Consider the following 21,852-nt stretch of genomic DNA (forward strand, 5'->3'; position numbering starts at 1 on the left):
TTGTCCACAATCCCCGGATCAGGGGTGTTGCGCGGACCCACCGCGGGCCAAGCTGGAGGCACGAACGAATCACAGCCGAAACAGCAAGGGGGAGTGCGATGTACGAGGCGAATACCGCGGTGATCGGACGAGTGGTCACCCATCCCACCCGCCGGGAACTCGGGAACGGCGACCAGGTGTTGTCCTTCAGGCTGGCCAGCACCTCGCGCCGCTTCGACCAGGCCACCGGCGACTGGGTCGACGGCGGCACCCTGTATCTGACGGTCACCTGCTGGCGCAAACTGGTCGAAGGCGTCGAGTCCTCCCTCCAGCGCGGCGACCCGATCATCGCCTACGGCCAACTCCGCTCCAACGAATACACCAGCCGAGACGGCGCCGAGCGCAGCGACCTGGAAATGCGCGCCCTCGCCCTCGGTCCCGACCTGGCCCGCTGCACCGCCCCGGTACAGCGCAAACACTTCGCCCCCACCCCCCATCCCGAACCGGCCCCCGGCCCACGCGAAGATGCGGACACTGCCGGAGAACCGGCAACTCAACACAGATAGGCTTGCCGATATGGCTGAGTTCATTTACCAGATGATCGTTTTCACGTAGTTGCAGGTGAGCGGGTTCGCCTGCGAAGCGCGTAATCGGGGTGATCGTGGGCGTTGGAGAGGGCTGTGTGGTGCTCTGAGTGAGCCTCTGACGGCCTGTAGGCGGCCTGGTGATGGTTGGGGGGCTATGAGTCAGGCGGTCGGCGCTCCGGAGCGGTAAACGAAGGTGCGTACCTCCGCCGCTGAAGCCAGTTCCGCGAATCGGTCGAGTTGATCAGCTGGTAGGAGACCGAGCGTGAGTCCATCGCCATCGACGTATATACCGATCAGTGCCACATCGATTTCGAGCAGTCGATCAGCCAGTTGCTGCAAGAAGGCCCGGCGGTAGTCGGGGTCCCAGTTATCGACTTTGCGCCAGTCGTACCAGTCCCATGACAATCCTTTCGGAAAGGCGGGTAGTCGTTCCAGATCGCGCCGAATCTCGGATGCGTCGTTCCGCCAGTCGAAATAGATCAGACCGTCGCGGCGCAGGGCTTCGATCACGATGCTCTCCGGACTGTCCCACCAGTCAGGGTCTGTCGTGTCGAGCGTGTCCACCAAGGTCACTGCTGCTCGCATGGGGTTGGTAGCCAGAAGTTCGACAAGCTCGCACATTCTCGCCTGCTGCTCCGTACTGAAGATCACGAGCACAGAACCTACTTGGCGCTACTGACACATTGGGCGGTGCGGAACGCCCCACCAGCACGGAGGGTGGGGCGTAAGTGGCACTTACGCCCAACGCTTGATGTAGCGTTATCTCTACGTTTTCCACCGCGCTGGAGTGGCGTCAAGCCTCTTCGGTGAGCGTGGAGGACAAAGGAAAGGGACTGGCGTCGCGGCAACGACGACCAGCCCCTTTGCTCAGGTCAGTACATCTTGATCAGCGCAACAGCAGTACGTACACCAGGAGCGCCACAACTGGGCCTGAACACCTTGCAGAGACCTCGGCAGCGATATACCAAGCTGCCGGGGTTTTCTTTCTCCTATGCCTTCTTCTCGGCATCGGGTTCCTCCTCTCCAGAACGCAACGTCAGGCCGCCCGGATGACGGACTGGAACGCTGCATCCCGGATAGGAGTCACCGCGATAACGCTAGCCGACTTGGCCACCGTGGCACTGGCATTCGTGTCGAATCCACCGGCGTCTCAAACTGAGACAACCCGGTTTGCGTGGCTAAGCTTCCTGGTGAGTCCATCGGTGGATGCGCACCGCTGACTGTTCGACCGCTGGATCCAGAACTTGCGGCGCGCGGTCGGCTACGACGTGCAGTACTTCGCCACCGTCGAACCGCAGCGGCGCGGCGCACCGCACATCCATATCGCGTTGCGCACCGCGATCCCGCGCAAGATCCTGCGGATGGTGACCGCCGCGACCTATCACCAACTGTGGTGGCCGCACTTCGACCAGGTGCAGTACAGCGACGACAACATGCCGGTCTGGGATCACAAGGAGCACAACACCTTCGTGGACCCGACCTCCGGGAAGCCGATTCCCACCTGGCAGCAGGCCCAGGAGGTCCTCGACACCGTGGACGACCTGGATCCGGCCCACGTGATCCGCTTCGGCACCCAGATGGACATCAAGGGCATCCCCGCCGGCAGCGAGGAAGCCAACCGCCACATCGGGTACCTGACCAAGTACCTCGTGAAGTCCATCGGCGAAGTGCTGGAGGCCACCAGCCCGACCACTACGACCGGTTGCACGCCGAGCTCCAGACCGTCCCGTGCTCGCCGCGCTGCCCGATCTGGCTGCGCTACGGCATCACCCCGAAGGGTGCGACGGAGAAGACCGTGCCGGGCCACTGCAAGGGCAAGGCGCACCGCCGCGAAACCCTCGGCCTGCGCGGGCAACGGGTCCTGGTGTCGCGCAGGTGGTCCGGCAAGACGCTGCCCGATCACCAGGCCGACCGCACCGAGTTCGTTCGGCAAGTCCTCGCGGCGGCCGGTATCGAGAAGACCGACCACAGCCGCGCCACGATCACCCCGGTGGAACCGGGCGACACGGCGGTCCCGCCCCGCGAACACCTGATCATGGCCATGATCTCGCAGCGGTCGGCGGACCGTGTCCAGTACCAGAACGCCCTGGAGTCACTCGGACCTCCTGAGGCGCACGACATTTCGGCAATGCAGGAAGCGGCATAGGGGGTCGGTGATGAGCACGGAATACTGCTGGACGATCGAGGATGTTGGGCGCTTTTTGAAGGTCTCGCCGGACACGATTCGGGAATGGCGAAAGAAGCGATACGGGCCGCCGGCGAAGAAGGCGGGCAAACACCTGCGGTACAAGCCTGCTCAGGTCGTCGAATGGTTCGACAACCTGCCGGCCGATGACTTCGTCGCCTAGGGGTGGCTCGTGTCGCACATTCAGGACCGGTGGTACAAGGAGATTCCTGATCCGGACAACTCGGCGCGGACGCTGCGGGTCAGGACCAAGGATTTCGGCAAGGGGATGCGGTACAAGGTTCGGTATCTGGCTCCGGACGGTAGTGAGCGGTCCAAGAGCTTCCCGGATAAGTGCAAGAGGCAGGCTGAAGCATTCAAGACGAAGATCGACAGTGCGTTGCTGGAAAACCGGTATGTCGATCCTCGGGCGGGCCGCGAACCGTTTCCGACGCACGTGGCGATCTGGCTGTCCGGCACCTCCGATGACGGCTCCAGCCGCACCACCAACACGATTCAGGTGGAAACCAATATCGTGCCGTTCTTCCAGTCCCATACGGTGGCCACGGCGGCGACGGTGGACGCGGTGAAGAAGTGGCTCGAATGGCTCAAGGGACGGGGCCTGGCGCAGTCGTATCGGGCGCAGCTGTTTCGGCAACTGGCCTCGATCATGGAACTGGCCGTTGTGCAGCGGAAGATCCCTGAGAACCCGTGCAAGTCGAAGGAGATCACGCCGCCGAAGCCTGTGGGGCGCAAGGTGATCCCGTGGACGGAGGCACGGACGCGAGCGATCTGGCAGGCGCTGCCGGAGCGGAATCGGATTGTGGTGCCGCTCGCCCGGGGTATCGGGATGCGGCAGGGGGAGGTGCTGGGGTTCTCGCCCGATGACGTGCGGCGCGATGCCGGGCTGGTGGATATCCAGCGTCAGATTCGGCTGGTGGATGGCACTCCGGTGTTCTCGCTGCCCAAGGGCGATAAGACGCGCGTGGCTCCGCTGGAGTCCGGGGTGCTCAGGGAGATTGACGCGTATGCGGAGCTGTTCCCGCCGGTGCCGGTGACGTTGCCGTGGGATGAGCCGGGCGGCCGGCTGGAGACTGTGTTGGTGCTCATGACGCGCGAGGGCGGCAAGACGTGGTACGGGGAGCTGTTCACTGCGACGGTGTGGGCGGGGGCGTTCCGGACCGCCGGCATTACGCGCCGGAGGCGGATCGATGGGATGCACGCGCTGCGGCATCTGTACGCCTCGGATCTGCTTGGCAACGGAGTCGCGATCAACGAGCTTTCCGAGTACCTCGGACACGCCGATGCGGCGATCACGCTGAAGTATTACGCGCACCTGATCCCGTCCAGCCACGAGCGGGCGCGGGCGGCGATCGGGGCGGTGTTCGGCGGCTCGGAGCAGACGCTGACGGCCTGTGCACGGCCTGATCATGGCGGGTTAATCTTGCCGGGGTCGCTGGCGACGGGGGCGGAAAAACCGGCCGCGAACGGAAACCAATCGATGACCTCTGCCGTTGGGACGGTGGGGCGAAATCACCAAGACAACTACCGATAGGCTTGCCGATATGGCTGAGTTCATTTACCAGATGACGAAGGTTCGAAAGGCGCATGGCGACAAGGTCGTGCTCGACAATGTGACCTTGAACTTCCTTCCCGGGGCCAAGATCGGTGTCGTCGGTCCGAACGGCGCCGGTAAGTCGAGCGTGCTGAAGATCATGGCGGGACTGGACCAGCCGAACAACGGGGATGCTTGGCTGGCGCCGGGCGCGACTGTCGGCATCCTGCAGCAGGAGCCGCCGCTGAACGAGGAGAAGACCGTTCGCGGCAATGTCGAGGAGGGGCTCGGCGAGATCAAGGTGAAGCTGGACCGCTTCAACGAGATCGCCGAGCTCATGGCCACCGACTACTCCGATGAGCTCATGGAGGAGATGGGCAAGCTGCAGGAGGAGCTGGATCACGCCGACGCGTGGGATCTGGACTCCCAGCTGGAGCAGGCCATGGACGCGTTGCGCTGCCCGCCGCCGGAAGAGCCGGTCACCAACCTCTCCGGTGGTGAGCGCCGCCGCGTGGCGCTGTGCAAGCTGCTGCTGAGCAAGCCCGATCTGCTGCTGCTCGACGAGCCCACCAACCACCTCGACGCCGAATCGGTGCTGTGGCTCGAGCAGTTCCTGGCGAACTACCCGGGCGCCGTGCTGGCCGTCACCCACGACCGGTACTTCCTCGACAATGTCGCGGGCTGGATCCTCGAGCTCGACCGCGGCCGCACCTTCCCCTACGAGGGCAACTACTCCACCTACCTGGAGAAGAAGGCCGAGCGGCTCGAGGTCCAGGGCAAGAAGGACCAGAAGCTGCAGAAGCGCCTCAAGGACGAGCTGGCCTGGGTGCGCTCCGGCGCCAAGGCCCGCCAGGCCAAGAACAAGGCGCGCCTGGGCCGCTACGAGGAGATGGCGGCCGAGGCCGAGAAGATGCGGAAGCTGGACTTTGAGGAGATCCAGATTCCGGCCGGTCCGCGCCTGGGCAATATCGTGGTCGAGGTCAACAACCTGGACAAGGGCTTCGGCGACCGCCAGCTCATCAAGGACCTGTCGTTCACCTTGCCGCGCAACGGCATTGTGGGCGTCATCGGCCCCAACGGCGTCGGCAAGTCGACGCTGTTCAAGACCATCGTCGGTCTCGAGCAGCCCGACAGCGGCACCGTGAAGGTCGGCGAGACGGTCAAGCTGAGCTACGTCGACCAGAACCGCGCCGGCATCGACCCGAACAAGACGGTGTGGCAGGTGGTTTCCGACGGCCTGGACTTCATCCAGGTCGGCAATCAGGAAATGCCGTCCCGCGCTTATGTTTCCGCATTCGGCTTCAAGGGCCCGGATCAGCAGAAGCCGGCCGGGGTGCTCTCAGGCGGTGAGCGCAACCGCCTGAACCTGGCGCTGACCCTCAAGCAGGGCGGCAACCTGATCCTGCTCGACGAGCCCACCAACGACCTCGACGTCGAAACCCTGTCCTCGCTGGAGAACGCCCTCGAGAACTTCGCGGGCTGCTCGGTGGTCATCTCCCACGACCGCTGGTTCCTGGACCGCACCTGCACCCACATCCTGGCCTGGGAGGGTGACGGCGACAACGACGCCAAGTGGTTCTGGTTCGAGGGCAACTTCGAGGCCTACGAGGCGAACAAGATCGAGCGGCTGGGTCCGGAAGCGGCGCGTCCGCACCGGGTCACCCACCGCAAGCTCACTCGCGGATAGCTCGAACCGATACCCGTACCGGGCCCGCCGGGCCCGGTCTCAGCCCGGCTCGCGCGGGGATGGCGCTCGTCATCCCCGCGTCGGCCGGGAGTCGATAGCTGGACAGCTCGACGTTTGCCAGAGGGCTCTTCCATGTCCTCAGAGTGAACGGCTATCGAGGAGCGAATTCGTCGATTTCGCGTACGCATTTGTGCGTGAAATCCGTTTTGGTGCAAGGTTTGTCGTACTCCACCTGGCGGTTCCATGCGGCACCGGCAATCGCCGAACCGTCCGGTTTGTCCGGAGTGTGCGACGCGGGCGCGGCATTGGCAAGAACTCAGCCCGGCACATCCGCCGCTCAGCTACTCTCGGACCCGGCGTCACTTTGTTACGGAACCGAATCCCAGGAGTTGGCGAAAATGACGGTCTCGTCCGAATTGTCCAGCGCGGCGTGGGCTGCGAGTTTGCCCGCCTCACTGCGCGGCAATCTGGTTTCCCTCGAGGAGGCGTACTTCCGTCACGTCGACGCCGGGGACGCGGACTGTGCCATCCCGGCCACCTCCACCCAGATCTTCCGCTGCCACGTCGATCTCGCCATGCGCCGCACCCCCGGCTTTGCGAACGTGCGCGTGCATCACCCCGATGACGAGTCCGGCCTCGGCGCCGCCGTGCAAATGGTCACCGACGATATGCCGCTGCTGGTGGAATCGGTCACCTCCTCGCTGAGCCGCATGGGCGTCAGCGTGAGCGAGGTGGTGCACCCCATCTTCGAGGTGACCCGCGACGGCGAGGGCGCACTCGGGACCGCCGTCCCGCACGAGGTGGACGGCAACGGCGCCACCGGATTACGCGAATCCTGGATGCACGTGCAGCTGCATCCCTCCACCAGCCGCGAACTGCTGGAGCGGGTCGGCAGCACCCTCACCGACGTGCTCACCGACGTGCGCCGCGTCATCGAGGACACCGAGGCCATGCGCGAGGCGCAGGCCCGGGTGGCCGAGCAGCTCGAGGCCGCCGCCAAGAACGGCACATCCCCTTTCAGCGCAACCGATCTCGGCGATTGCGCCAACCTGCTGCGCTGGCTGGCCGACGGCAACTTCACCGTGCTCGGCTACGCCCGCTACGAGCGCACCACCGTCGACGGGCAGGCCAAGTCGGTCATCCTGCCCGAGACCAGCCTCGGCGTGCTGCAGCCCCGGGTCGGCACCGATTTCCGGGTGCCCGACAACAGCGGCGACCAGCCGCTGCTCATGCTCACCCAGGGCCTGGTGCCCGCCACCGTGCACCGCGCGGTCTACCCCTACTTCGTGGGCGTGGCCGAGATCGACGACTCCGGCGCCCTGCTCGGCGAGCACCTGTTCATCGGCGTCTTCACCGTCAACGCCCTGCACGAGAACGTGCTCGACATCCCGGTCATCTCGCGGCGGGTGCGCTCCATCATCGAGGCCAGCGGCTTCGATATGGACTCCTTCTCCGGTCAGGAGATGCTCGAGGTCATCCAGTCCTTCCCGCGCACCGAACTGTTCTCCTCCGACGGCGAGACCCTGCGCCGCACCGCCAGCGCCGTCCTGAACGTGGGTATGCGCCGCCAGGTCCGGCTGTTCATGCGCATGGACGGCTACGGCCGCTTCGTGGCCTGCATGGTCTACCTGCCGCGCGACCGCTACACCACCCGCGTGCGCCTGGAGATGCAGGACATCCTGGTGCGCGAGCTGGGCGGCGTCTCCATCGACTACTCGGCGCGCGTCTCCGAAAGCGACCTCGCCAGTGTGTATTTCACGGTGCGCCTGCCCGACGAGGGCGCCGCCGCGGACACCACGGAGCCGAACCGGCTGCGCATCCAGCATCTGCTGGCCGAGGCCAGCCGCACCTGGGAAGACCATCTGCGCGACGAGACGGCGACCTCCACCGTGCTCGATCCGGCCATTGCCGAGCGCTACGCCGACGCCTTCCCGGAGAGCTACAAGGAGGACTTCCCGGCCGGACGCGGCCTGGCCGATATCGTCCGCCTGCAGGGCCTGCAGGACGGTGGCATCGATCAATACCTGTACCGCGATGCCGACTCCGAGCCCGGTTCGTGGCGCTTCACCCTCTACATCGGCGGCAAGGGCATCTCGCTGAGCCAGGTCCTGCCGGTGCTGCAGAGCCTGGGCGTGGAGGTCATCGACGAACGCCCGCACCAGCTCGAACTCGATGGCGGGCCCGAGCAGTGGATCTACGACTTCGGCCTGCTGGCCCGGCCGGAACTGCTGCGCAGCGCCCTGGACCAGAGCATGGACGCCCAGCTGGTGGAATCCTCCGCGCGGCTGAACGTGCTCGACGAACAGGTGCGCGGGCTGCGGGAAGGCTTCACCGAGGCCTTCGAGGCGCTGTGGTACGGCCGCGCCGAGGCCGACAGCCTCAATGAGCTGGTACTGCGCGCCGGGCTGCACTGGCGTTCGGTCTCGATCCTGCGCGCCTACGCGAGATACCTGCAGCAGGCGGATTTCCCCTATTCCCAGGCGAATATCGCCCGCGTCCTGCTCGCCTACCCGGATGTGGCGCGGCTGTTCGTGGACCTGTTCGCCGCCGTCTTCGATCCGGACTCCGCCGACGAGAGCCACGCCAAGGATCTGGAAGCGGCCGTGCGCCGCCGCATCGACGATGTGGTGAGCCTGGACGCCGACCGCATCTTGCGCGCCATCCTGAGCCTGATCAAGGCGACGCTGCGCACCAATTACTACGTCACCGATGCCGAGGGCCGGTCCCGGGATTACCTGTCGTTCAAGGTGGAACCACATCAGATCGCCGAATTGCCCAGGCCGCGGCCGCAATTCGAGATCTTCGTGTACTCCCCGCGGGTCGAGGGCGTGCATCTGCGCTTCGGCCCGGTCGCGCGCGGCGGGCTGCGCTGGTCGGACCGCCTGGAGGACTTCCGCACCGAGATCCTGGGCCTGGTCAAGGCACAGGCGGTGAAGAACGCGGTCATCGTGCCCGTCGGCGCCAAGGGCGGTTTCGTGGTGAAGCAGCCGCCGGCCGCCACCGCGGATCCGGTCACCGACCGGCAGGCCTTCCAGGCCGAGGGCGTGGCCTGCTACCGCACCTTCATCTCCGGCCTGCTCGATGTCACCGACAATGTGGACCGTGCGACCGGCGAGGTCATCCCGCCCGCGCGGGTGCTGCGCCGCGACGGCGACGACACTTATCTGGTGGTCGCCGCCGACAAGGGCACCGCCACCTTCTCCGACATCGCCAATGACGTTGCGCGGCAATACGGTTTCTGGCTGGGCGATGCCTTCGCCTCCGGCGGTTCGGCCGGCTACGACCACAAGGCCATGGGCATCACCGCCCGCGGTGCGTGGGAGAGCGTCAAGCGGCACTTCGCCGAAATGGATATCGACACCCAGAGCGAGGATTTCACCGTCGTCGGCATCGGCGATATGAGCGGGGACGTCTTCGGCAACGGCATGCTGCTGTCGGAGCACATCCGCCTGGTGGCGGCCTTCGACCATCGCCACATCTTCCTGGATCCGAATCCGGACGCGGTGAGCTCCTTCGCCGAACGGACGCGCATGTTCGCCCTGCCGCGCTCGTCCTGGGCCGACTACGACCGCTCGCTCATCAGCGAGGGCGGCGGCGTGTGGGACCGCACGGTGAAATCCGTCCCCATCAGCGAGCAGGCCCGCGCGGCGCTCGGGCTGGCCGACGAGGTGACGGCGCTGTCGCCGCCGGAGCTCATGCGCGCCATCCTGAAATCGCCGGTGCAACTGCTGTGGAACGGCGGTATCGGCACCTACATCAAGGCCAGCACCGAGACCAATGCCGAGGTCGGCGACAAGTCCAATGACGCGGTCCGGGTGAACGCGAACGAGTTGCGGGTCAAGGTCATCGGCGAGGGCGGCAATCTGGGTGCCACCGCGCTGGGCCGCATCGAGTTCTGCCGCCACGGCGGCAAGATGAACACCGACGCCCTCGACAACTCGGCGGGCGTGGACTGCTCCGACCACGAGGTCAATATCAAGGTGCTGCTGGACGGCGTGGTCTCCAGCGGCGAACTGCCCGAGAACGAGCGCAATCCGCTGCTGGCGTCGATGACCGACGAGGTCGCCGCACTCGTCCTGCGGGACAATGTGTCCCAGAACTATCTGATGGGCATGTCCCGGGCCGAGGCGCCGCGCATGCTCAATGTGCACATGCGCGTCATCGACGATCTGGTGGACCGGCGCGGCCTGGACCGCGAACTGGAGGCGCTGCCCAGCGATATCGAGATGAAGCGGCGCATGGAGGAGGGCACCGGGCTCACCTCGCCGGAGCTGTCCAATCTCATGGCGCACGTGAAGCTTTCGCTCAAGGCCGACCTGCTGGCCAGCGATCTGCCCGACACCGCGTACTTCTCCGCGCGGCTGGTGCAGTACTTCCCCACACCGCTGCGCAATCGGTTCGGGGCCGCCATCAAGCGGCACCGGCTGCGGCGCGAGATCACCACCACCATGCTGGTGAACGAGGTGGTGGATCTGGGCGGCATCACCTACGCGCACCGGCTCAACGAGGAGATCGGCGCCACCGCCTCCGATGCGGTGCGCGCCTTCACCGCCGCGACGCAGATCTTCGGACTGCACACCATCTGGGAGCGCATTCGCGCCGCGGAGATCTCCACCGGTATGAAGGACGCGCTGGAACTGGAGACCAAGCGCACCCTCGATCGCGCCTCGCGCTGGCTGCTCAACAACCGGCCGCAGCCCATTGCCGTGGGCGCGGAGATCCACCGCTACGCCACCGAGGTGCACCGGCTCGCGCCCAAGGTGCCGGGCTGGCTGCGCGGGCATCACATCGACACCCTGAACGTGCAGTCGCAGGCGATCATCGGCAAGGGCGCGCCCACCGAGCTGGCGACCGAGGTGTTCGGGCTGCTGAATCTCTTCCCGCTGCTGGATGTGATCGATATCGCCGATATCACCGATCGCCGCGGTGAGGAGGTGGGTGCGCTGTACTACGCGCTCAATGACCACCTCAAGATCGACTGGCTGTTGCAGGCGGTCAGCCACCTCGAACGCGGTGATCGCTGGCACGCCCTGGCCCGGCTCGCGCTGCGCGACGACATGTACGGATCACTGCGCTCGCTGACCCTCGACGTGCTCTCCGCCGGCGACCCGGAGGAGACGGCCGAGGAAAAGATTGCATACTGGGAGTCGAAAAATCAGTCCCGGCTCGGGCGCGCGCGTAGCGCCCTCTCGGAACTGTTCGAATCCGGAACCCACGACCTGGCCACGCTGTCGGTTGCGGCGCGGCAGGTGCGCAGCATGGTGAGCGGGGTGGGTGCGCAATCGGAGGTACCGCGTTGACCAGTGTCGGTTCGCTGAACGGGCATAGCAAGTCATTGGATGTGCAGAGCACGTCATCGGTCGAGCAGGCGTTCGGCACGCCCAGGCGCTTTCACACCAAGGTCGAGGTGCGCTGGTCGGATATGGACGCCTTCCAGCACATCAACCATGCCCGCATGGTGACCCTGCTGGAGGAGGCCCGGATTCCGTGGCTGTTCCTCGACGACCGGCCCACCGTCGGCCTGAAGTCCGGCTGTGTGCTGGCCGATCTGCGGGTGCAGTACAAAGGTCAGCTGCGGCACGAGGATTCGCCGCTCGACATCTCCATGTGGGTCGAGCGGCTGCGGGCCGTGGACTTCACCGTCGCCTACGAGGTGCGCGCCGCCGCGGCCGCACCCGATTCCCCGCCGGCGGTGATCGCCTCCACCCAGCTCGCCGCCTTCGATATCGAGACCCAGCGCCTGCGCCGCCTCACCACCGAGGAACGCGACTATCTGTCGCTGTGGCTGAACGACTGAGGCGAGTCCCGCGACAGTGACGTCCGAACTCACCCTGCACATCCCGGATCCGGCGGAACGGGAGAACCTGGCCACCTTCGTCTCCCATGCGATGCGCCTGGACCCGGCCGCCGTCATCCGGCTGCGCCGCCGCGGCGACCGCTACGTATCCGCCTGGGCCGCCACCGGTTTCGAGGCGCTGGCGGTGCGCACGGTCGTCGGTTCCCTCGGCACCGACGATGTCACCGTCGGCGGCGATATCGTGCTGTCCCGCCTGCACGGGCCGGAGCCCGGCGCACCGCTGGAGCTGGGCTACCGCATGGATTCGGCCTGGCGTTCGGCGCTGCCGCCGGAGTCCGGATTCGTCCACGTGGACGATGTCCCGGCCCGCATGCTCGTCGAATTGGCCGAGCGCGGAGCGGAATTGGCGCAGGAGCACTCCGCGGGGCACGGCCCGCCCGCCTCCCTGCTCGACCAGACCGTGCTCACCGTCTCCAATGCCGGGGAGAGCGTCGAGGTCCCCATGCGCGTCGTCTTCGCGCTCGCCGCAATGGATTTCATCCCGCACGGCGGCGAGAAGACCGACTCCCGCCGCATCTCGGTGGACGAGATCGTCCGGGTCCGCGCCGCCCGCACCTGGCTGCGCCTGGACGCCCGCTACGGTTCCGTGGCACGCCGCCGCGGTCCGGGCCTGCCGCTCCTGACGAGCTGAGCGCATCGGCCATCGACGGATCGATGGCCGGTCTCGCCATGCCCATTGGTCGCCCGGCTCGTGCCCGACTACCTTGACGGCATGGGCGATGCCGCAATCGTGACCGAGTGGATGGACCTCGCCATCGGCGACGCGATGCTGACCGCTTACCTCGCCCGCCCCGCGGCCCCCGGAGACTATCCGGGAATCGTTGTCGGACACGAGATCTACGGCCAGCACGCATCCGCCGTCGCGGCCACCGACCGGCTGGCCGCACTCGGCGCCATTGCCATCCTGCCCGACCTGTTCCACCGGGTCGCGCCGCGGGCCGAACTGGAGTTCACGGCCGACCGGGATCGCGGCCTGGAACTTCTGCGCACGCTGCGCCGTCCCGAGGTGCTGGCCGACATCTCGGCCTGCCTCGCCGAACTGCGGCGTCGCGGCGCCACCTCCTCGAGCATGGTCGGCTTCAGCGCCGGCGGGCACGTGGCCTATTACGCCGCAACCCAGCTCCCGCTCGCCGCGACCGCCGCCGTCTACCCGGGCTGGCTCACCGATACCGGCATTCCCTTGTCGACGCCGGAACCCACGGTCGAGTACACGCCCGGCATCACCGGCCGGATGCTCCTGCTCTTCGGCGGCGACGATCCGCTGATTCCCGCCGCCGCGCGCGAGTCCCTCGCGAATACACTGCGCGCCAACGATATCGACCACGAGATCGTCGTCTATGACGATGCTCCGCACGGCTTTCTCTTCCCCGGACGCCCGTCCTACCGCGAGGATATCGCCGAGGATGCGTGGAAGCGTCTGGCCGACCTGGTGCGCCCCTAGATCTCCGGCCGGGGCGCGCGGTGCTGCCCGTCCTTCATGCCCTGGAATCCGGCCACCCCCTGCGTGGCCACATTCTCCGATTCCCCACGCCCGCGGCGGCTTCCGCTGTAGGCCCACTCGCGCACGGTCGCCACCATCCGCGGCAGCAGCTCCACCTCGGGCGGCATATTCCGCACCGGATCGAAGAACCCGGGCGAGGCATGCTCGCCGATCTCGGGTTCGGCAATGGTGATCTCGGCCAGCGTGCGCATGGGGCCGGTGCGCGGCGCGGCCTTCAGGGTGAATCCGAGCCGTTGCCGCTTCAAATGCACCTGGAGCGCCGACAGGGACGGCGTCTCCGGTTGCGCCCCATCGGGCTCGGCGAAAATCCACTCGGCGGGACCCTGCTCGAAGCGGTAGGCCATGAGGCTGCCGTAACGGGCGCTCGCCCAGCCGCGCGCCGGTTGGATCAGGAATCGGCTCCAGGGACCGGTGCCGGTGGTGGCCAGTGCGAGGTCCCAGGGCCGGTTGTGCCGGTCCAATACCCGCACTGCCAGGCCCAGTGCGTCCGGCAGGTCCGCGGGAAGTCCGATGCCCTTCGAAATCCGTGCCAGCACAGGGCGATCCGTGCTGCCCAGCAGTTGCTTGTACTCGCCGTCCACGGTATGCAGAACGCCCGTCAACGGCAGCCCGGCCGGATGGAACACGCGATTGCGCCGCACCCACGCCCCACCGGCGAACACTCCACGCACGATACGGTCGGGAATAGCCATGAAATCTGCACCTCTTCGTTTGCTCGGCACTTCGCCTCGCAATACCCGTGTGCGGCCGGGTGAATCCCGCGAGTGGCGGTACTCGGCCCGCGGCGGCGGCCGGTGACGGGTCAGTGCAGACCGAGTAGTCGCAGGCCCGCGGTGGTGACGGCGGCGGCCAGAATCACCGCGAGCAAGGGCGCTTTACGCCAGGCCAGCACGGCGGCGACGAGAACCCCTGCGGGGAGCGCGATTCCGACCTGATTGCCGCCGGAGGGGATGAGAGTGGTCACCGCCAGCGCGGTCAGCAGGACCACCGAGGCGATTTCCAGCAGTTTCACCGTGCGGGCGGAGACCTTGACACGGCTGCGGAGAACGGGGCCGGCGAAGCGGAAGGCATAGGTGCCGACGGCCAGCGCGCACACGCCCAGCAGCAGGGCCTTGGTCATGGGAATCGTCCTCGGGAGTCTCGGTGGGAGCGTTTACGCGGGTTCGGCGGCCGATTCGCTGGCCGCGGGATCGGTCCGGCGGGCGACCAGCAGCACGGCGGTGAGGGCCAGCAGCACCGGCAGGCCCGCGCCCAGGAACGGCGTGGTCACCGCCGCGACGGCAGCGCCGGTCAGGGCGGCGATGCGCGTCTGGGCGTCGCTGAGGGCGGGAATGACCAGGGTGATGAGCACCGCGGGGAATACCGCGTCCAGCCCGAAGGCATTGGGGTCGGGCACGATCGAGCCGAGCATGGCCCCGATCGCGGCCCCCATCGGCCAGGCGGCCAGCACGGCCAGCCCGCACAGCCAATACGCGGCGCGCCGCCGCGGGCGATCGGGCTGGGCCAGCGCCATGGCGACGGATTCGTCGTTCATGATCTGGGTGCCGACCAATCGCCGCCATCCGGTGCCGACCACATCGGGCACCGAGAGCCCATAGGGCAGATGGCGAGCATTGACCAGCAGCCCGGCCAGCACCGCGGCAATGAGCCCGCCCCCGGCGGTGACGATCCCGATGAAGACGAACTCGGAGCCGCCGGCCACCACCGCCAGGCTCAGCACAATGGGCAGCCAGGCGGGCAGCCCGGCGGTGACGGCCGTCGCCCCGTAGGAGACGCCGATCATGGCGACTGCCAGGCAGATCGCCGCGATACCGGTCAATACACCCCGATCCAGTGTTCGCCATATCGAACGCATGTTGTCTATATTGAACGCATCGAGTCCGAATAGTCAAAGGGGTGCGGCAGCGAGCCGGTACTGTGTGAACCCATCATGATTCACGATGAGAACCCGTCGGCCACCTCGCCGCAGGAGGCCATCGCGGCTGCCCTGCGCCGGGAGCGCGGCCGGTCCGGGCTGTCGCTCACCGAGGTGGCGAAGCGGGCGGGCATTGCCAAATCCACTCTGTCCCAATTGGAGTCCGGATCGGGCAATCCCAGCATCGAGACGCTGTGGGCGCTGTGCCTGGCGCTCGGCATCCAATTCTCGCAGCTGCTGGATCCGCCGCGGCCGCAGGTGCAGGTGATCCGGGCCGGCGAGGGTGCGGAGCTGGCTTCGGCGCAGGCCGAGTACCGGATCACCCTGCTGTCGGCCGCGCCGTCGAACGTCCGGCGCGATATCTACCGCATGACCGCCGAACCCGGGCGGCCCCGCCGCTCCGATCCGCACGCGCGCGGCGTCACGGAGCACGTGATGCTGTGCGCGGGCCATGCCAATGCCGGGCTCGCGGATGCGCCGGTCGAGCTGCGTCCAGGGGACTACATCTGCTATCCGGGCGATATGCCGCACGTCTTCGAGGCGCTCGAACCGGGCACCTGGGCCATGCTCATCAGCGAATACAGCTGATTCCGGCCGGTTGCGCGCGCGACAGCGCGAGCGTTCGACATATCGGCCGATGAACCCTCGGCGGTCGAGCGCGAGCTAGGCCGCGCCCTCGCCGAGGTACTGCAACCAGGTCGGGTCCAGCTCCGAGCTGGAGGACAGCAGTCGCCAGTGCGGGCCCTTGGGCGATTCCAGAGGATGCACCAGGGTCCAGCCCAGCTCGCTCAGCAGCTTGTCCGCCTTGCGGTGGTTGCAGGGCGCACAGGAGGCGACGCAGTTCTCCCAGGTGTGCGGCCCGCCGCGGCTGCGCGGAATCACATGGTCGATGGTTTCCGCCTTGCCGCCGCAGTAGGCGCAGCGATACCGGTCGCGATGCATGAGTGCGGCGCGGGTCATCGGGACGCGGGCGCGGTAGGGGACACGCACGTAATTGCGTAGTCGGATGACCGAGGGCAATGCGACCGAGGTGCCGGCGGAATGCACGACCGGGCCCTCGGGATTGTCGTGGACGGTATCGGCCTTGTCGCAGATCAGCAGCACGATGGCGCGGCGCGCGGACAGGGCGGTGAGGGGTTCGTACGTGGCGTTCAACAGCAGGACGCGGCGTTTGGCCCAGCTGGAACCGGTGGAGACTTCGGGCGGGCGATGCGCGTGATGATCATGATGCGCACCCGGATGATGGTCGGACAAAACATGCAGCGGAATGGCCCCCGACCCACGATTGTGGACGTCGGCGGGCTGGAGTTGTCGATGTGTCCGCGCCTCATGCCTGGCGCTGTGCCGCTGCTTCATGGGCATACCCCGAATCCGTATTCGTCCGATGGGTGCTTCGTCTCGGCAGACTGCCACCCAGTTGACCATGGAAGTCCGCAGAATGCACGGTGATTTTGCAGATTCTCGGGCACAAACGGGTGAACAGGACGTGACCTGGGGCGTCGTACCCGTGCCGGTCGCGAAGCGGGGGGTATACGCGAGGCCGCCGCGCTGGTGCGCGGCGGCCTCGGACGCCGAAGTGAGGGAGGCGACGGGCCGTGATCGCGGACTGTGGGCACAATGGTTGCGTGACTTCCGGTGAGCAGACGACGACATCCTTCTATGACGCGGTGGGCGGGGCCGCGACCTTCGATCGGATCGTCGCGGCCTTCTACCGGGAGGTCGCGGCCGATGAGGTGCTGCGGCCGCTGTACCCCGAGGAGGATCTCGGTCCCGCCGAGCGGCGGCTGCGGATGTTCCTGGAGCAGTACTGGGGCGGGCCGCGGACCTATGGGGAGGAGCGGGGGCATCCGCGGCTGCGAATGCGGCACCATCCGTTCAAGGTGGGGCCGATCGAGCGGGACGCTTGGTTGCGGGCCATGCACATCGCGGTGGCGGAGATCGAGCCGGAGGTGCTCGACGATGCGCATCGCAAGCAGTTGCTGGACTACTTCGAGATGGCCGCCAATTCGCTCATGAACTCACCTTTCTGAGTTCATTGCGCAGAAGGTGAAGCCGCCCAGACGGTTTCCGGTGCGATCGCGACACCGCTGACGATTTGCTGAAACTGGACAAGTGTCGTCTTTGCGGCCCCGGGCGGCGGTGCGCTTTGGCACCATTACGACTGTGACCGAAACATCCGCCGGGCCGGGGGCCGCGGCTGCGCAGGCAATGCCGTGGTGGCGATCGGCCGTCTTCTATCAGGTGTATCCCCGCTCGTTCGCGGACTCCGACGGCGACGGCGTCGGAGATCTCGGCGGGCTCCGCGAAAAGCTCGGGTATCTGGAGCTATTGGGGGTGGACGCGTTGTGGATCTGCCCGATCATGCGCTCGCCCATGGCAGACGGCGGCTACGACGTGTCCGATCCGCGCGATGTGGACCCGCTCTTCGGCGGTATCGCGGCCCTGGACGAGGTGATCGCCGAGGCGCACGACCGGGGGATCCGGGTCACCATGGACCTGGTGCCCAATCACAGCAGTGATCGGCATCCGTGGTTCCGGGCCGCGCTGCGCGCCGGACCGGGCAGTCCGGAGCGGGCCCGGTACTTCTTCCGCGATGGGCGCGGGCCGGATGGCGCTGCGCCGCCGAACAATTGGCCCAGCATCTTCGGCGGGCCGGCGTGGACCCGCGTGATCGAGGCGGACGGCCGGCCCGGGCAGTGGTATCTGCACATCTTCGCGCCCGAACAGCCCGATCTGAACTGGGAGAATCCGGAGGTCGCCGCCGATTTCGAGCAGACCATGCGGTTCTGGCTGGATCGCGGGGTGGACGGGTTCCGCATCGATGTCGCGCACGGTATGGCCAAGCCCGAGGGGCTGCCGGATATGGCCGATCCGAACTCCAAGATGTTCGGCCACGACGATGAGGATCCGCGCTTCAACAACCCCGGCGTGCACGAACTGCACCGCAAGCTCCGCAAAGTCATGGACGAATACCCGCACGCGGTGGCGATCGGGGAGGTGTGGGTGGACGACAACACCCGCTTCGGCGAGTATCTGCGCCCCGACGAGCTCCATCTGGCGTTCAACTTCCGATTAGCCGAGACGCCTTTCCATCCGGACCGGATTCGGGAGGCCGTCGACCATTCGCTGAGCGCGGTGGCGGCGGTCGGGGCCAGTCCGACCTGGACACTGTCCAATCACGATATCGAGCGCGAGGTCACTCGCTACGGCGGCGGTCCGGTGGGATTCGCGCGGGCGCGCGCCATGATCCTGCTGGAGCTGGCGCTGCCGGGCAGCGTATTCGTCTACAACGGTGCGGAATTGGGCCTGCCCAATGTCGACGATCTGCCCGAGGCGGCATTGCAGGATCCGGTATGGGAACGCTCCGGGCACACCGAGCGCGGCCGCGACGGGTGCCGGGTGCCGCTGCCGTGGGAGGGCGCGCAGCCGCCGTTCGGTTTCACCGCCGGACGCCCCTGGCTGCCCATGCCGCCGTACTGGGCGCAGCTGACGGTGGAGCGGCAGCTGGAACGCCTGGATTCCATGCTGTCGCTGTACCGGATGGCCATCGAATTACGGGGTATGCGCCCGGAATTCCGCGGTCCGGGCCTGGAGTGGTACGGCAGTCCGCCGGGCTGTCTGGCCTTCCGGCGCGGCGGCGGACTGCTGTGCGTCCTGAACGCCACCGACGCTCCGATTCTGCTGCCCGCCGGCGAGGTGTTGCTGGCGAGTGCTCCGATTACCGCTAGAAAACTTCCGGCAAATTCCGCGGCCTGGCTGATTTGACCGGGAACGCGACGACACGAGCGTGGGCTCGCTCACCGGTCTAGGGTGACGATCCGGGCATCGATTACCGTTGTGCCGTGAGCATTCTCCAGACAGTGCTGATCTATGTCGGCATCCCGGTTGCGATCTATCTGGTGATCGCTGGATTGTCGTTCCTCGGCAAGCCGCTGCCCGGCAAGAAGCCGGACCACTACGAACTCGGACAGCAGTGGACCCAGCCACCGGTGCTGTGGAGCGCGACCGACGAGGTGACCGGCGCCGGTCATCACGATGTTGCTGAGTCGTCGCATGGCAATCATGCGGCTATCGAATCCGCCGAGGCGGACCTGATCGGAGGCCGGGCAAGTGGCAAGTTCTAATTGGCCCGCGGTGAACGCAGCCGACCTACCGCACGGCTACGCCATCACCAGCAGCGGACGCGTATCCGGCGTGCACGAAGCCGGCGACGTCTTCAACGAGGTGCCGTTCACCGATCATGAGCGCCTGCTCATGGACAATGCCCTCACCGACGCCACCCGCGCCACCAAGGTGCGCTTCAATATCTTCATCGGCGACCTCGGCGCCGACTCCGCCTCCGGCGCGGACGCCGTCTTCCCCGGCACCCCCGAGGCGGCCCGCTCCGTCCTCATCGCCGTGGACCCGAACACCGGTTCCGTCGAGGTCCGTTCCGGCCGCGACGTCGCCGAGCGCGCCAATGACCGCGTCTGCCAGCTCGGCGCCACCGCCGCCCTGAGCTCTTTCCGCCAGGGCGACCTGATCGACGGACTCGTCTCCGCCGTGCGCGTCATGGCCGCGGCCATCGGCCGGGTCTGACAACTCTCGTAGGGCTCTCAGGGGTTTCACCCCTGAAACCCCCCGGGAAAAGGGTGAATTCAGGGGCTTGGCCCCTGAAACCCCGCGGGAGAGTGGGCGATACCGGATGCCCGGCTTCCGCCGCTCGCCCGAATTCCGCGTCCTCCTGCGCGGCTCGGCCGAGCGGCCGGCTCTTGGTCGGTTGATCACCGGGAAACTGTGGCGGCATCTGTCGAGTGGGCCCCGCCACGAGTTCCCGGTCGGTGGTGTTTCGAATTGGCGTGCGGGGCGGGTTGTACGCCCAGAGCGTAACTGGGGCTCGGGGGCGGGCCCGGCGATCTAGGCTCGGGGTATGTCCGAGCCTGCTGTTCCGGCCGTGCCGGAGTTTCCGCGTCTGCGTTCGATTCCCGGTGGGCGCGAAGAGCGGCCGCGGGAGCAGGCCGTGCGGGAGCCGTTGTGGCGGGAGGTGCTGGGGGAGCGGCTGCGGGCGTTGCGGCAGGAGCAGGGGGAGAAGCTCAGTGAGACGGCGGGGCGGGCCGGGATTTCGCCGCAGTACCTGTCCGAGGTGGAGCGCGGGCGGAAGGATCCGTCGAGCGAGATGATCTCGAATCTCGCGGGGGCGCTGGGGACCACGCTCGGAGATCTCACCGGACAGGTGGCCGACGAGTTGCGCCGTCAGCGGATGGCTCTGATTTCCCGGCCGCCTGCGAATCACCGGCCTGCGGGGCCGGTGCTCATGGCCCTCGCCGCCTGAATCACGCCGAGCGGGAACTGGTGGCGGCATTCGTCGAGAAGGGACCGCCGCCAGTTCCCGGTGGGTGACGTTTCAGTTCATTCGCGAGGGCCGAGGATCTGGTCGACGAGACCGTAGTCCAGGGCCGTCTGGGCGGTGAAGACGCGGTCGCGGTCGGTGTCGCGGCGGAGGGTCTCCAGGGATTGGCCGCTGTGCTTGGAGAGGATCTGCTCGATTTCGGCACGCATGCGGACGATCTCATCGGCTTGGATGATGAGATCGGGGATGGTGCCGCGGCCGCTGGCGGCGGGCTGGTGCAGGACCACGCGGGCGTGCGGGAGCATGGTGCGGCGACCGGGCGAGCCACCTGCCAGCAACACTGCGCCCACCGCTATCGCCTGGCCCACGCAGGTGGTGACCACGGGGGAATTGATGTGCTGCATGGTGTCGTAGACGGCGAGCATGGCGGACAGATCGCCGCCCTCGCAGTTGATGTAGAGGTTGATGTCCTGGCCGGGGCTGTCGGCGTCCAGGTGCAGGAGCTGGGCGATGAGGGCATTGGCCACACCGGAGTCGATGGGCGTGCCCAGGTAGACGATGCGCTCGGTGAGCAGGTGCGAGTACACGTCCATGATGCGTTCGCCGCGCGGGTGCTGGGCGATGACATTGGGGATGGTGTAGCTGGTCATCAGGAGATACCTACCTTGTGGCGCTGGGGGACGACCTGCCAGAAGGAATCGACGATGGCGTCGATGAATCCGTACTCGCGGGCCTCGGTGGCGGTGAACCAGCGATCGTGCAGTGAATCCTCGAAGATCTGGTCGTAGGACTGCCCGGTGTCCTCGGCGATGAGCCCCAGGACGGTCTGCACGGTGTGCCGCAGATCGCTGGCCTGGACCTCCACCTCGACGGCGCTGCCGCCGATGCCGGCCGAACCCTGATGCATGAGAATCCGGGCGTGCGGCAGCGCGAACCGCTTGCCGGGAGATCCGGCGGACAGCAGGAATTGCCCGGCGCTGCAGGCCAATCCGAGTGCCAGCGTGGACACCTCGCAGGGCACCAGGCGCATGACATCGCGGATGGCGAGCATGGCCGGCACCGAACCGCCCGGCGAGTGGATCCACAGCGAGATCCCCGCCTCCGGATCCTCGGTCGCCAAGGTGAGCAGCTGCGTCATGAGCAGTGCGCCATTGTCGTCGTCGAGCGCGCCGTCGAGGACCAGAATCCGGCGGCTGAACAGTTGTTCGCGTGTGCGCCAGTTGAACATCGGCTTGTTGTCTCCCATGCATCCACCGTGCCGCAGCGGACCCCCGGATT

At 67.0% G+C, this 21,852-nt stretch carries 21 protein-coding genes and 1 pseudogene; 15 read left to right on the forward strand and 7 right to left on the reverse strand.

The features are described from left to right. The first annotated feature begins 98 nt into the window (after positions 1 to 98). Positions 99 to 545 carry a single-stranded DNA-binding protein gene (locus ACYQ5L_RS09030; protein ID WP_459956935.1) on the forward strand — a complete coding sequence of 149 codons (447 nt, stop codon included), beginning with the start codon at positions 99 to 101 and terminating at the stop codon, positions 543 to 545. Positions 546 to 725: 180 nt separating this feature from the next. Here ACYQ5L_RS09030 and ACYQ5L_RS09035 read toward each other — a convergent pair whose 3' ends face one another. After that, positions 726 to 1,217 carry a DUF6630 family protein gene (locus ACYQ5L_RS09035; protein WP_459956936.1) on the reverse strand — a complete coding sequence of 164 codons (492 nt, stop codon included), beginning with the start codon at positions 1,215 to 1,217 and terminating at the stop codon, positions 726 to 728. 617 nt (positions 1,218 to 1,834) lie between these two features. Here ACYQ5L_RS09035 and ACYQ5L_RS09040 point away from each other — a divergent pair. The 8 genes and pseudogenes from ACYQ5L_RS09040 (at position 1,835) to ACYQ5L_RS09075 (ending at position 13,270) form a co-directional block, all read left to right on the forward strand. Next, positions 1,835 to 2,712, forward strand: a pseudogene (locus ACYQ5L_RS09040) (replication initiator). A 10-nt stretch (positions 2,713 to 2,722) separates the two neighbouring features. Beyond that, on the forward strand, positions 2,723 to 2,914 hold the full coding sequence (locus ACYQ5L_RS09045) for a helix-turn-helix domain-containing protein (RefSeq protein ID WP_459956937.1): 192 nt from the start codon (positions 2,723 to 2,725) through the stop codon (positions 2,912 to 2,914). Positions 2,915 to 2,923: 9 nt separating this feature from the next. Then, positions 2,924 to 4,285 (forward strand): tyrosine-type recombinase/integrase, encoded by a 1,362-nt coding sequence (locus ACYQ5L_RS09050; protein ID WP_459956938.1) that lies wholly within the window; start codon positions 2,924 to 2,926, stop codon positions 4,283 to 4,285. Between the two features lie 10 nt (positions 4,286 to 4,295). Then, complete coding sequence (ettA, locus tag ACYQ5L_RS09055) at positions 4,296 to 5,972, forward strand: energy-dependent translational throttle protein EttA (RefSeq protein WP_459956939.1); 1,677 nt, start codon at positions 4,296 to 4,298, stop codon at positions 5,970 to 5,972. Positions 5,973 to 6,370: 398 nt separating this feature from the next. Beyond that, positions 6,371 to 11,272 (forward strand): NAD-glutamate dehydrogenase, encoded by a 4,902-nt coding sequence (locus ACYQ5L_RS09060; protein ID WP_459956940.1) that lies wholly within the window; start codon positions 6,371 to 6,373, stop codon positions 11,270 to 11,272. A gap of 41 nt (positions 11,273 to 11,313) precedes the next feature. Then, positions 11,314 to 11,769 carry an acyl-CoA thioesterase gene (locus ACYQ5L_RS09065; protein WP_459963365.1) on the forward strand — a complete coding sequence of 152 codons (456 nt, stop codon included), beginning with the start codon at positions 11,314 to 11,316 and terminating at the stop codon, positions 11,767 to 11,769. Positions 11,770 to 11,785: 16 nt separating this feature from the next. Beyond that, positions 11,786 to 12,460 carry a DUF8185 domain-containing protein gene (locus ACYQ5L_RS09070; protein WP_479684935.1) on the forward strand — a complete coding sequence of 225 codons (675 nt, stop codon included), beginning with the start codon at positions 11,786 to 11,788 and terminating at the stop codon, positions 12,458 to 12,460. An 81-nt stretch (positions 12,461 to 12,541) separates the two neighbouring features. Next, positions 12,542 to 13,270: a dienelactone hydrolase family protein gene (locus ACYQ5L_RS09075; RefSeq protein ID WP_459956941.1), complete on the forward strand. Its 729-nt coding sequence runs from the start codon at positions 12,542 to 12,544 to the stop codon at positions 13,268 to 13,270. Here the strand turns inward: ACYQ5L_RS09075 and ACYQ5L_RS09080 are convergent. The 3 genes from ACYQ5L_RS09080 to ACYQ5L_RS09090 form a co-directional block, all read right to left on the reverse strand. Then, a complete protein-coding gene (locus ACYQ5L_RS09080) occupies positions 13,267 to 14,022 on the reverse strand; it encodes a phosphodiesterase (protein ID WP_459956942.1) in 756 nt (251 codons plus the stop codon). The two genes, ACYQ5L_RS09075 and ACYQ5L_RS09080, sit on opposite strands and share 4 nt — an antisense overlap. A gap of 110 nt (positions 14,023 to 14,132) precedes the next feature. Continuing rightward, a complete protein-coding gene (locus ACYQ5L_RS09085; protein ID WP_459956943.1) occupies positions 14,133 to 14,450 on the reverse strand; it encodes an AzlD domain-containing protein in 318 nt (105 codons plus the stop codon). Between the two features lie 33 nt (positions 14,451 to 14,483). Continuing rightward, a complete protein-coding gene (locus ACYQ5L_RS09090) occupies positions 14,484 to 15,185 on the reverse strand; it encodes an AzlC family ABC transporter permease (protein WP_459956944.1) in 702 nt (233 codons plus the stop codon). Between the two features lie 75 nt (positions 15,186 to 15,260). Between ACYQ5L_RS09090 and ACYQ5L_RS09095 the strand changes: the two genes are divergently transcribed. Next, positions 15,261 to 15,833 (forward strand): helix-turn-helix domain-containing protein, encoded by a 573-nt coding sequence (locus ACYQ5L_RS09095; protein WP_459956945.1) that lies wholly within the window; start codon positions 15,261 to 15,263, stop codon positions 15,831 to 15,833. Positions 15,834 to 15,908: 75 nt separating this feature from the next. On the opposite strand, the gene ACYQ5L_RS09100 is transcribed toward ACYQ5L_RS09095, so the two are convergent. After that, positions 15,909 to 16,601, reverse strand: a complete 693-nt coding sequence (locus tag ACYQ5L_RS09100; RefSeq protein WP_459963366.1) for an HNH endonuclease — start codon at positions 16,599 to 16,601, stop codon at positions 15,909 to 15,911. A 269-nt stretch (positions 16,602 to 16,870) separates the two neighbouring features. Between ACYQ5L_RS09100 and ACYQ5L_RS09105 the strand changes: the two genes are divergently transcribed. From ACYQ5L_RS09105 to ACYQ5L_RS09125, 5 genes are all read left to right on the forward strand, one after another. Next, positions 16,871 to 17,275, forward strand: a complete 405-nt coding sequence (locus ACYQ5L_RS09105) for a globin (RefSeq protein ID WP_379198289.1) — start codon at positions 16,871 to 16,873, stop codon at positions 17,273 to 17,275. A gap of 178 nt (positions 17,276 to 17,453) precedes the next feature. Further along, positions 17,454 to 19,010 carry a glycoside hydrolase family 13 protein gene (locus ACYQ5L_RS09110; protein ID WP_459963367.1) on the forward strand — a complete coding sequence of 519 codons (1,557 nt, stop codon included), beginning with the start codon at positions 17,454 to 17,456 and terminating at the stop codon, positions 19,008 to 19,010. 77 nt (positions 19,011 to 19,087) lie between these two features. Beyond that, on the forward strand, positions 19,088 to 19,369 hold the full coding sequence (ctaJ, locus tag ACYQ5L_RS09115; RefSeq protein WP_459956946.1) for an aa3-type cytochrome oxidase subunit CtaJ: 282 nt from the start codon (positions 19,088 to 19,090) through the stop codon (positions 19,367 to 19,369). Between the two features lie 10 nt (positions 19,370 to 19,379). Continuing rightward, entirely contained in the window at positions 19,380 to 19,823 is a 444-nt protein-coding gene (locus ACYQ5L_RS09120; RefSeq protein WP_459956947.1) for a DUF5130 domain-containing protein, read from the forward strand. Positions 19,824 to 20,154: 331 nt separating this feature from the next. Further along, positions 20,155 to 20,556 carry a helix-turn-helix domain-containing protein gene (locus ACYQ5L_RS09125; RefSeq protein WP_459956948.1) on the forward strand — a complete coding sequence of 134 codons (402 nt, stop codon included), beginning with the start codon at positions 20,155 to 20,157 and terminating at the stop codon, positions 20,554 to 20,556. A 77-nt stretch (positions 20,557 to 20,633) separates the two neighbouring features. Here the strand turns inward: ACYQ5L_RS09125 and ACYQ5L_RS09130 are convergent, their stop codons facing one another. Together ACYQ5L_RS09130 and ACYQ5L_RS09135 are read right to left on the reverse strand one after the other, a co-directional pair. After that, the gene (locus ACYQ5L_RS09130; RefSeq protein ID WP_379198295.1) at positions 20,634 to 21,224 is read right to left on the reverse strand and encodes a ClpP family protease; all 591 of its coding nucleotides are present in this window, start codon (positions 21,222 to 21,224) and stop codon (positions 20,634 to 20,636) included. Next, positions 21,224 to 21,820 carry a ClpP family protease gene (locus tag ACYQ5L_RS09135; protein ID WP_379198297.1) on the reverse strand — a complete coding sequence of 199 codons (597 nt, stop codon included), beginning with the start codon at positions 21,818 to 21,820 and terminating at the stop codon, positions 21,224 to 21,226. The genes ACYQ5L_RS09130 and ACYQ5L_RS09135 overlap by 1 nt, the downstream gene beginning before the upstream one ends. Positions 21,821 to 21,852 lie beyond the last annotated feature (32 nt).

Source organism: Nocardia sp. IFM 10818 (genome assembly GCF_054655275.1).

Coding starts and splice junctions, on each gene's coding strand:
- ACYQ5L_RS09030 (WP_459956935.1), top strand. CDS start 99: ATGTACGAGGCGAATACCGCGGTGATCGGACGAGTGGTCACCCATCCC.
- ACYQ5L_RS09045 (WP_459956937.1), top strand. CDS start 2,723: ATGAGCACGGAATACTGCTGGACGATCGAGGATGTTGGGCGCTTTTTG.
- ettA (WP_459956939.1), top strand. CDS start 4,296: ATGGCTGAGTTCATTTACCAGATGACGAAGGTTCGAAAGGCGCATGGC.
- ACYQ5L_RS09060 (WP_459956940.1), top strand. CDS start 6,371: ATGACGGTCTCGTCCGAATTGTCCAGCGCGGCGTGGGCTGCGAGTTTG.
- ACYQ5L_RS09075 (WP_459956941.1), top strand. CDS start 12,542: ATGGGCGATGCCGCAATCGTGACCGAGTGGATGGACCTCGCCATCGGC.
- ACYQ5L_RS09080 (WP_459956942.1), bottom strand. CDS start 14,022: ATGGCTATTCCCGACCGTATCGTGCGTGGAGTGTTCGCCGGTGGGGCG.
- ACYQ5L_RS09085 (WP_459956943.1), bottom strand. CDS start 14,450: ATGACCAAGGCCCTGCTGCTGGGCGTGTGCGCGCTGGCCGTCGGCACC.
- ACYQ5L_RS09090 (WP_459956944.1), bottom strand. CDS start 15,185: ATGCGTTCGATATGGCGAACACTGGATCGGGGTGTATTGACCGGTATC.
- ACYQ5L_RS09095 (WP_459956945.1), top strand. CDS start 15,261: ATGATTCACGATGAGAACCCGTCGGCCACCTCGCCGCAGGAGGCCATC.
- ACYQ5L_RS09100 (WP_459963366.1), bottom strand. CDS start 16,601: ATGAAGCAGCGGCACAGCGCCAGGCATGAGGCGCGGACACATCGACAA.
- ACYQ5L_RS09110 (WP_459963367.1), top strand. CDS start 17,454: ATGCCGTGGTGGCGATCGGCCGTCTTCTATCAGGTGTATCCCCGCTCG.
- ACYQ5L_RS09125 (WP_459956948.1), top strand. CDS start 20,155: ATGTCCGAGCCTGCTGTTCCGGCCGTGCCGGAGTTTCCGCGTCTGCGT.
- ACYQ5L_RS09130 (WP_379198295.1), bottom strand. CDS start 21,224: ATGACCAGCTACACCATCCCCAATGTCATCGCCCAGCACCCGCGCGGC.
- ACYQ5L_RS09135 (WP_379198297.1), bottom strand. CDS start 21,820: ATGGGAGACAACAAGCCGATGTTCAACTGGCGCACACGCGAACAACTG.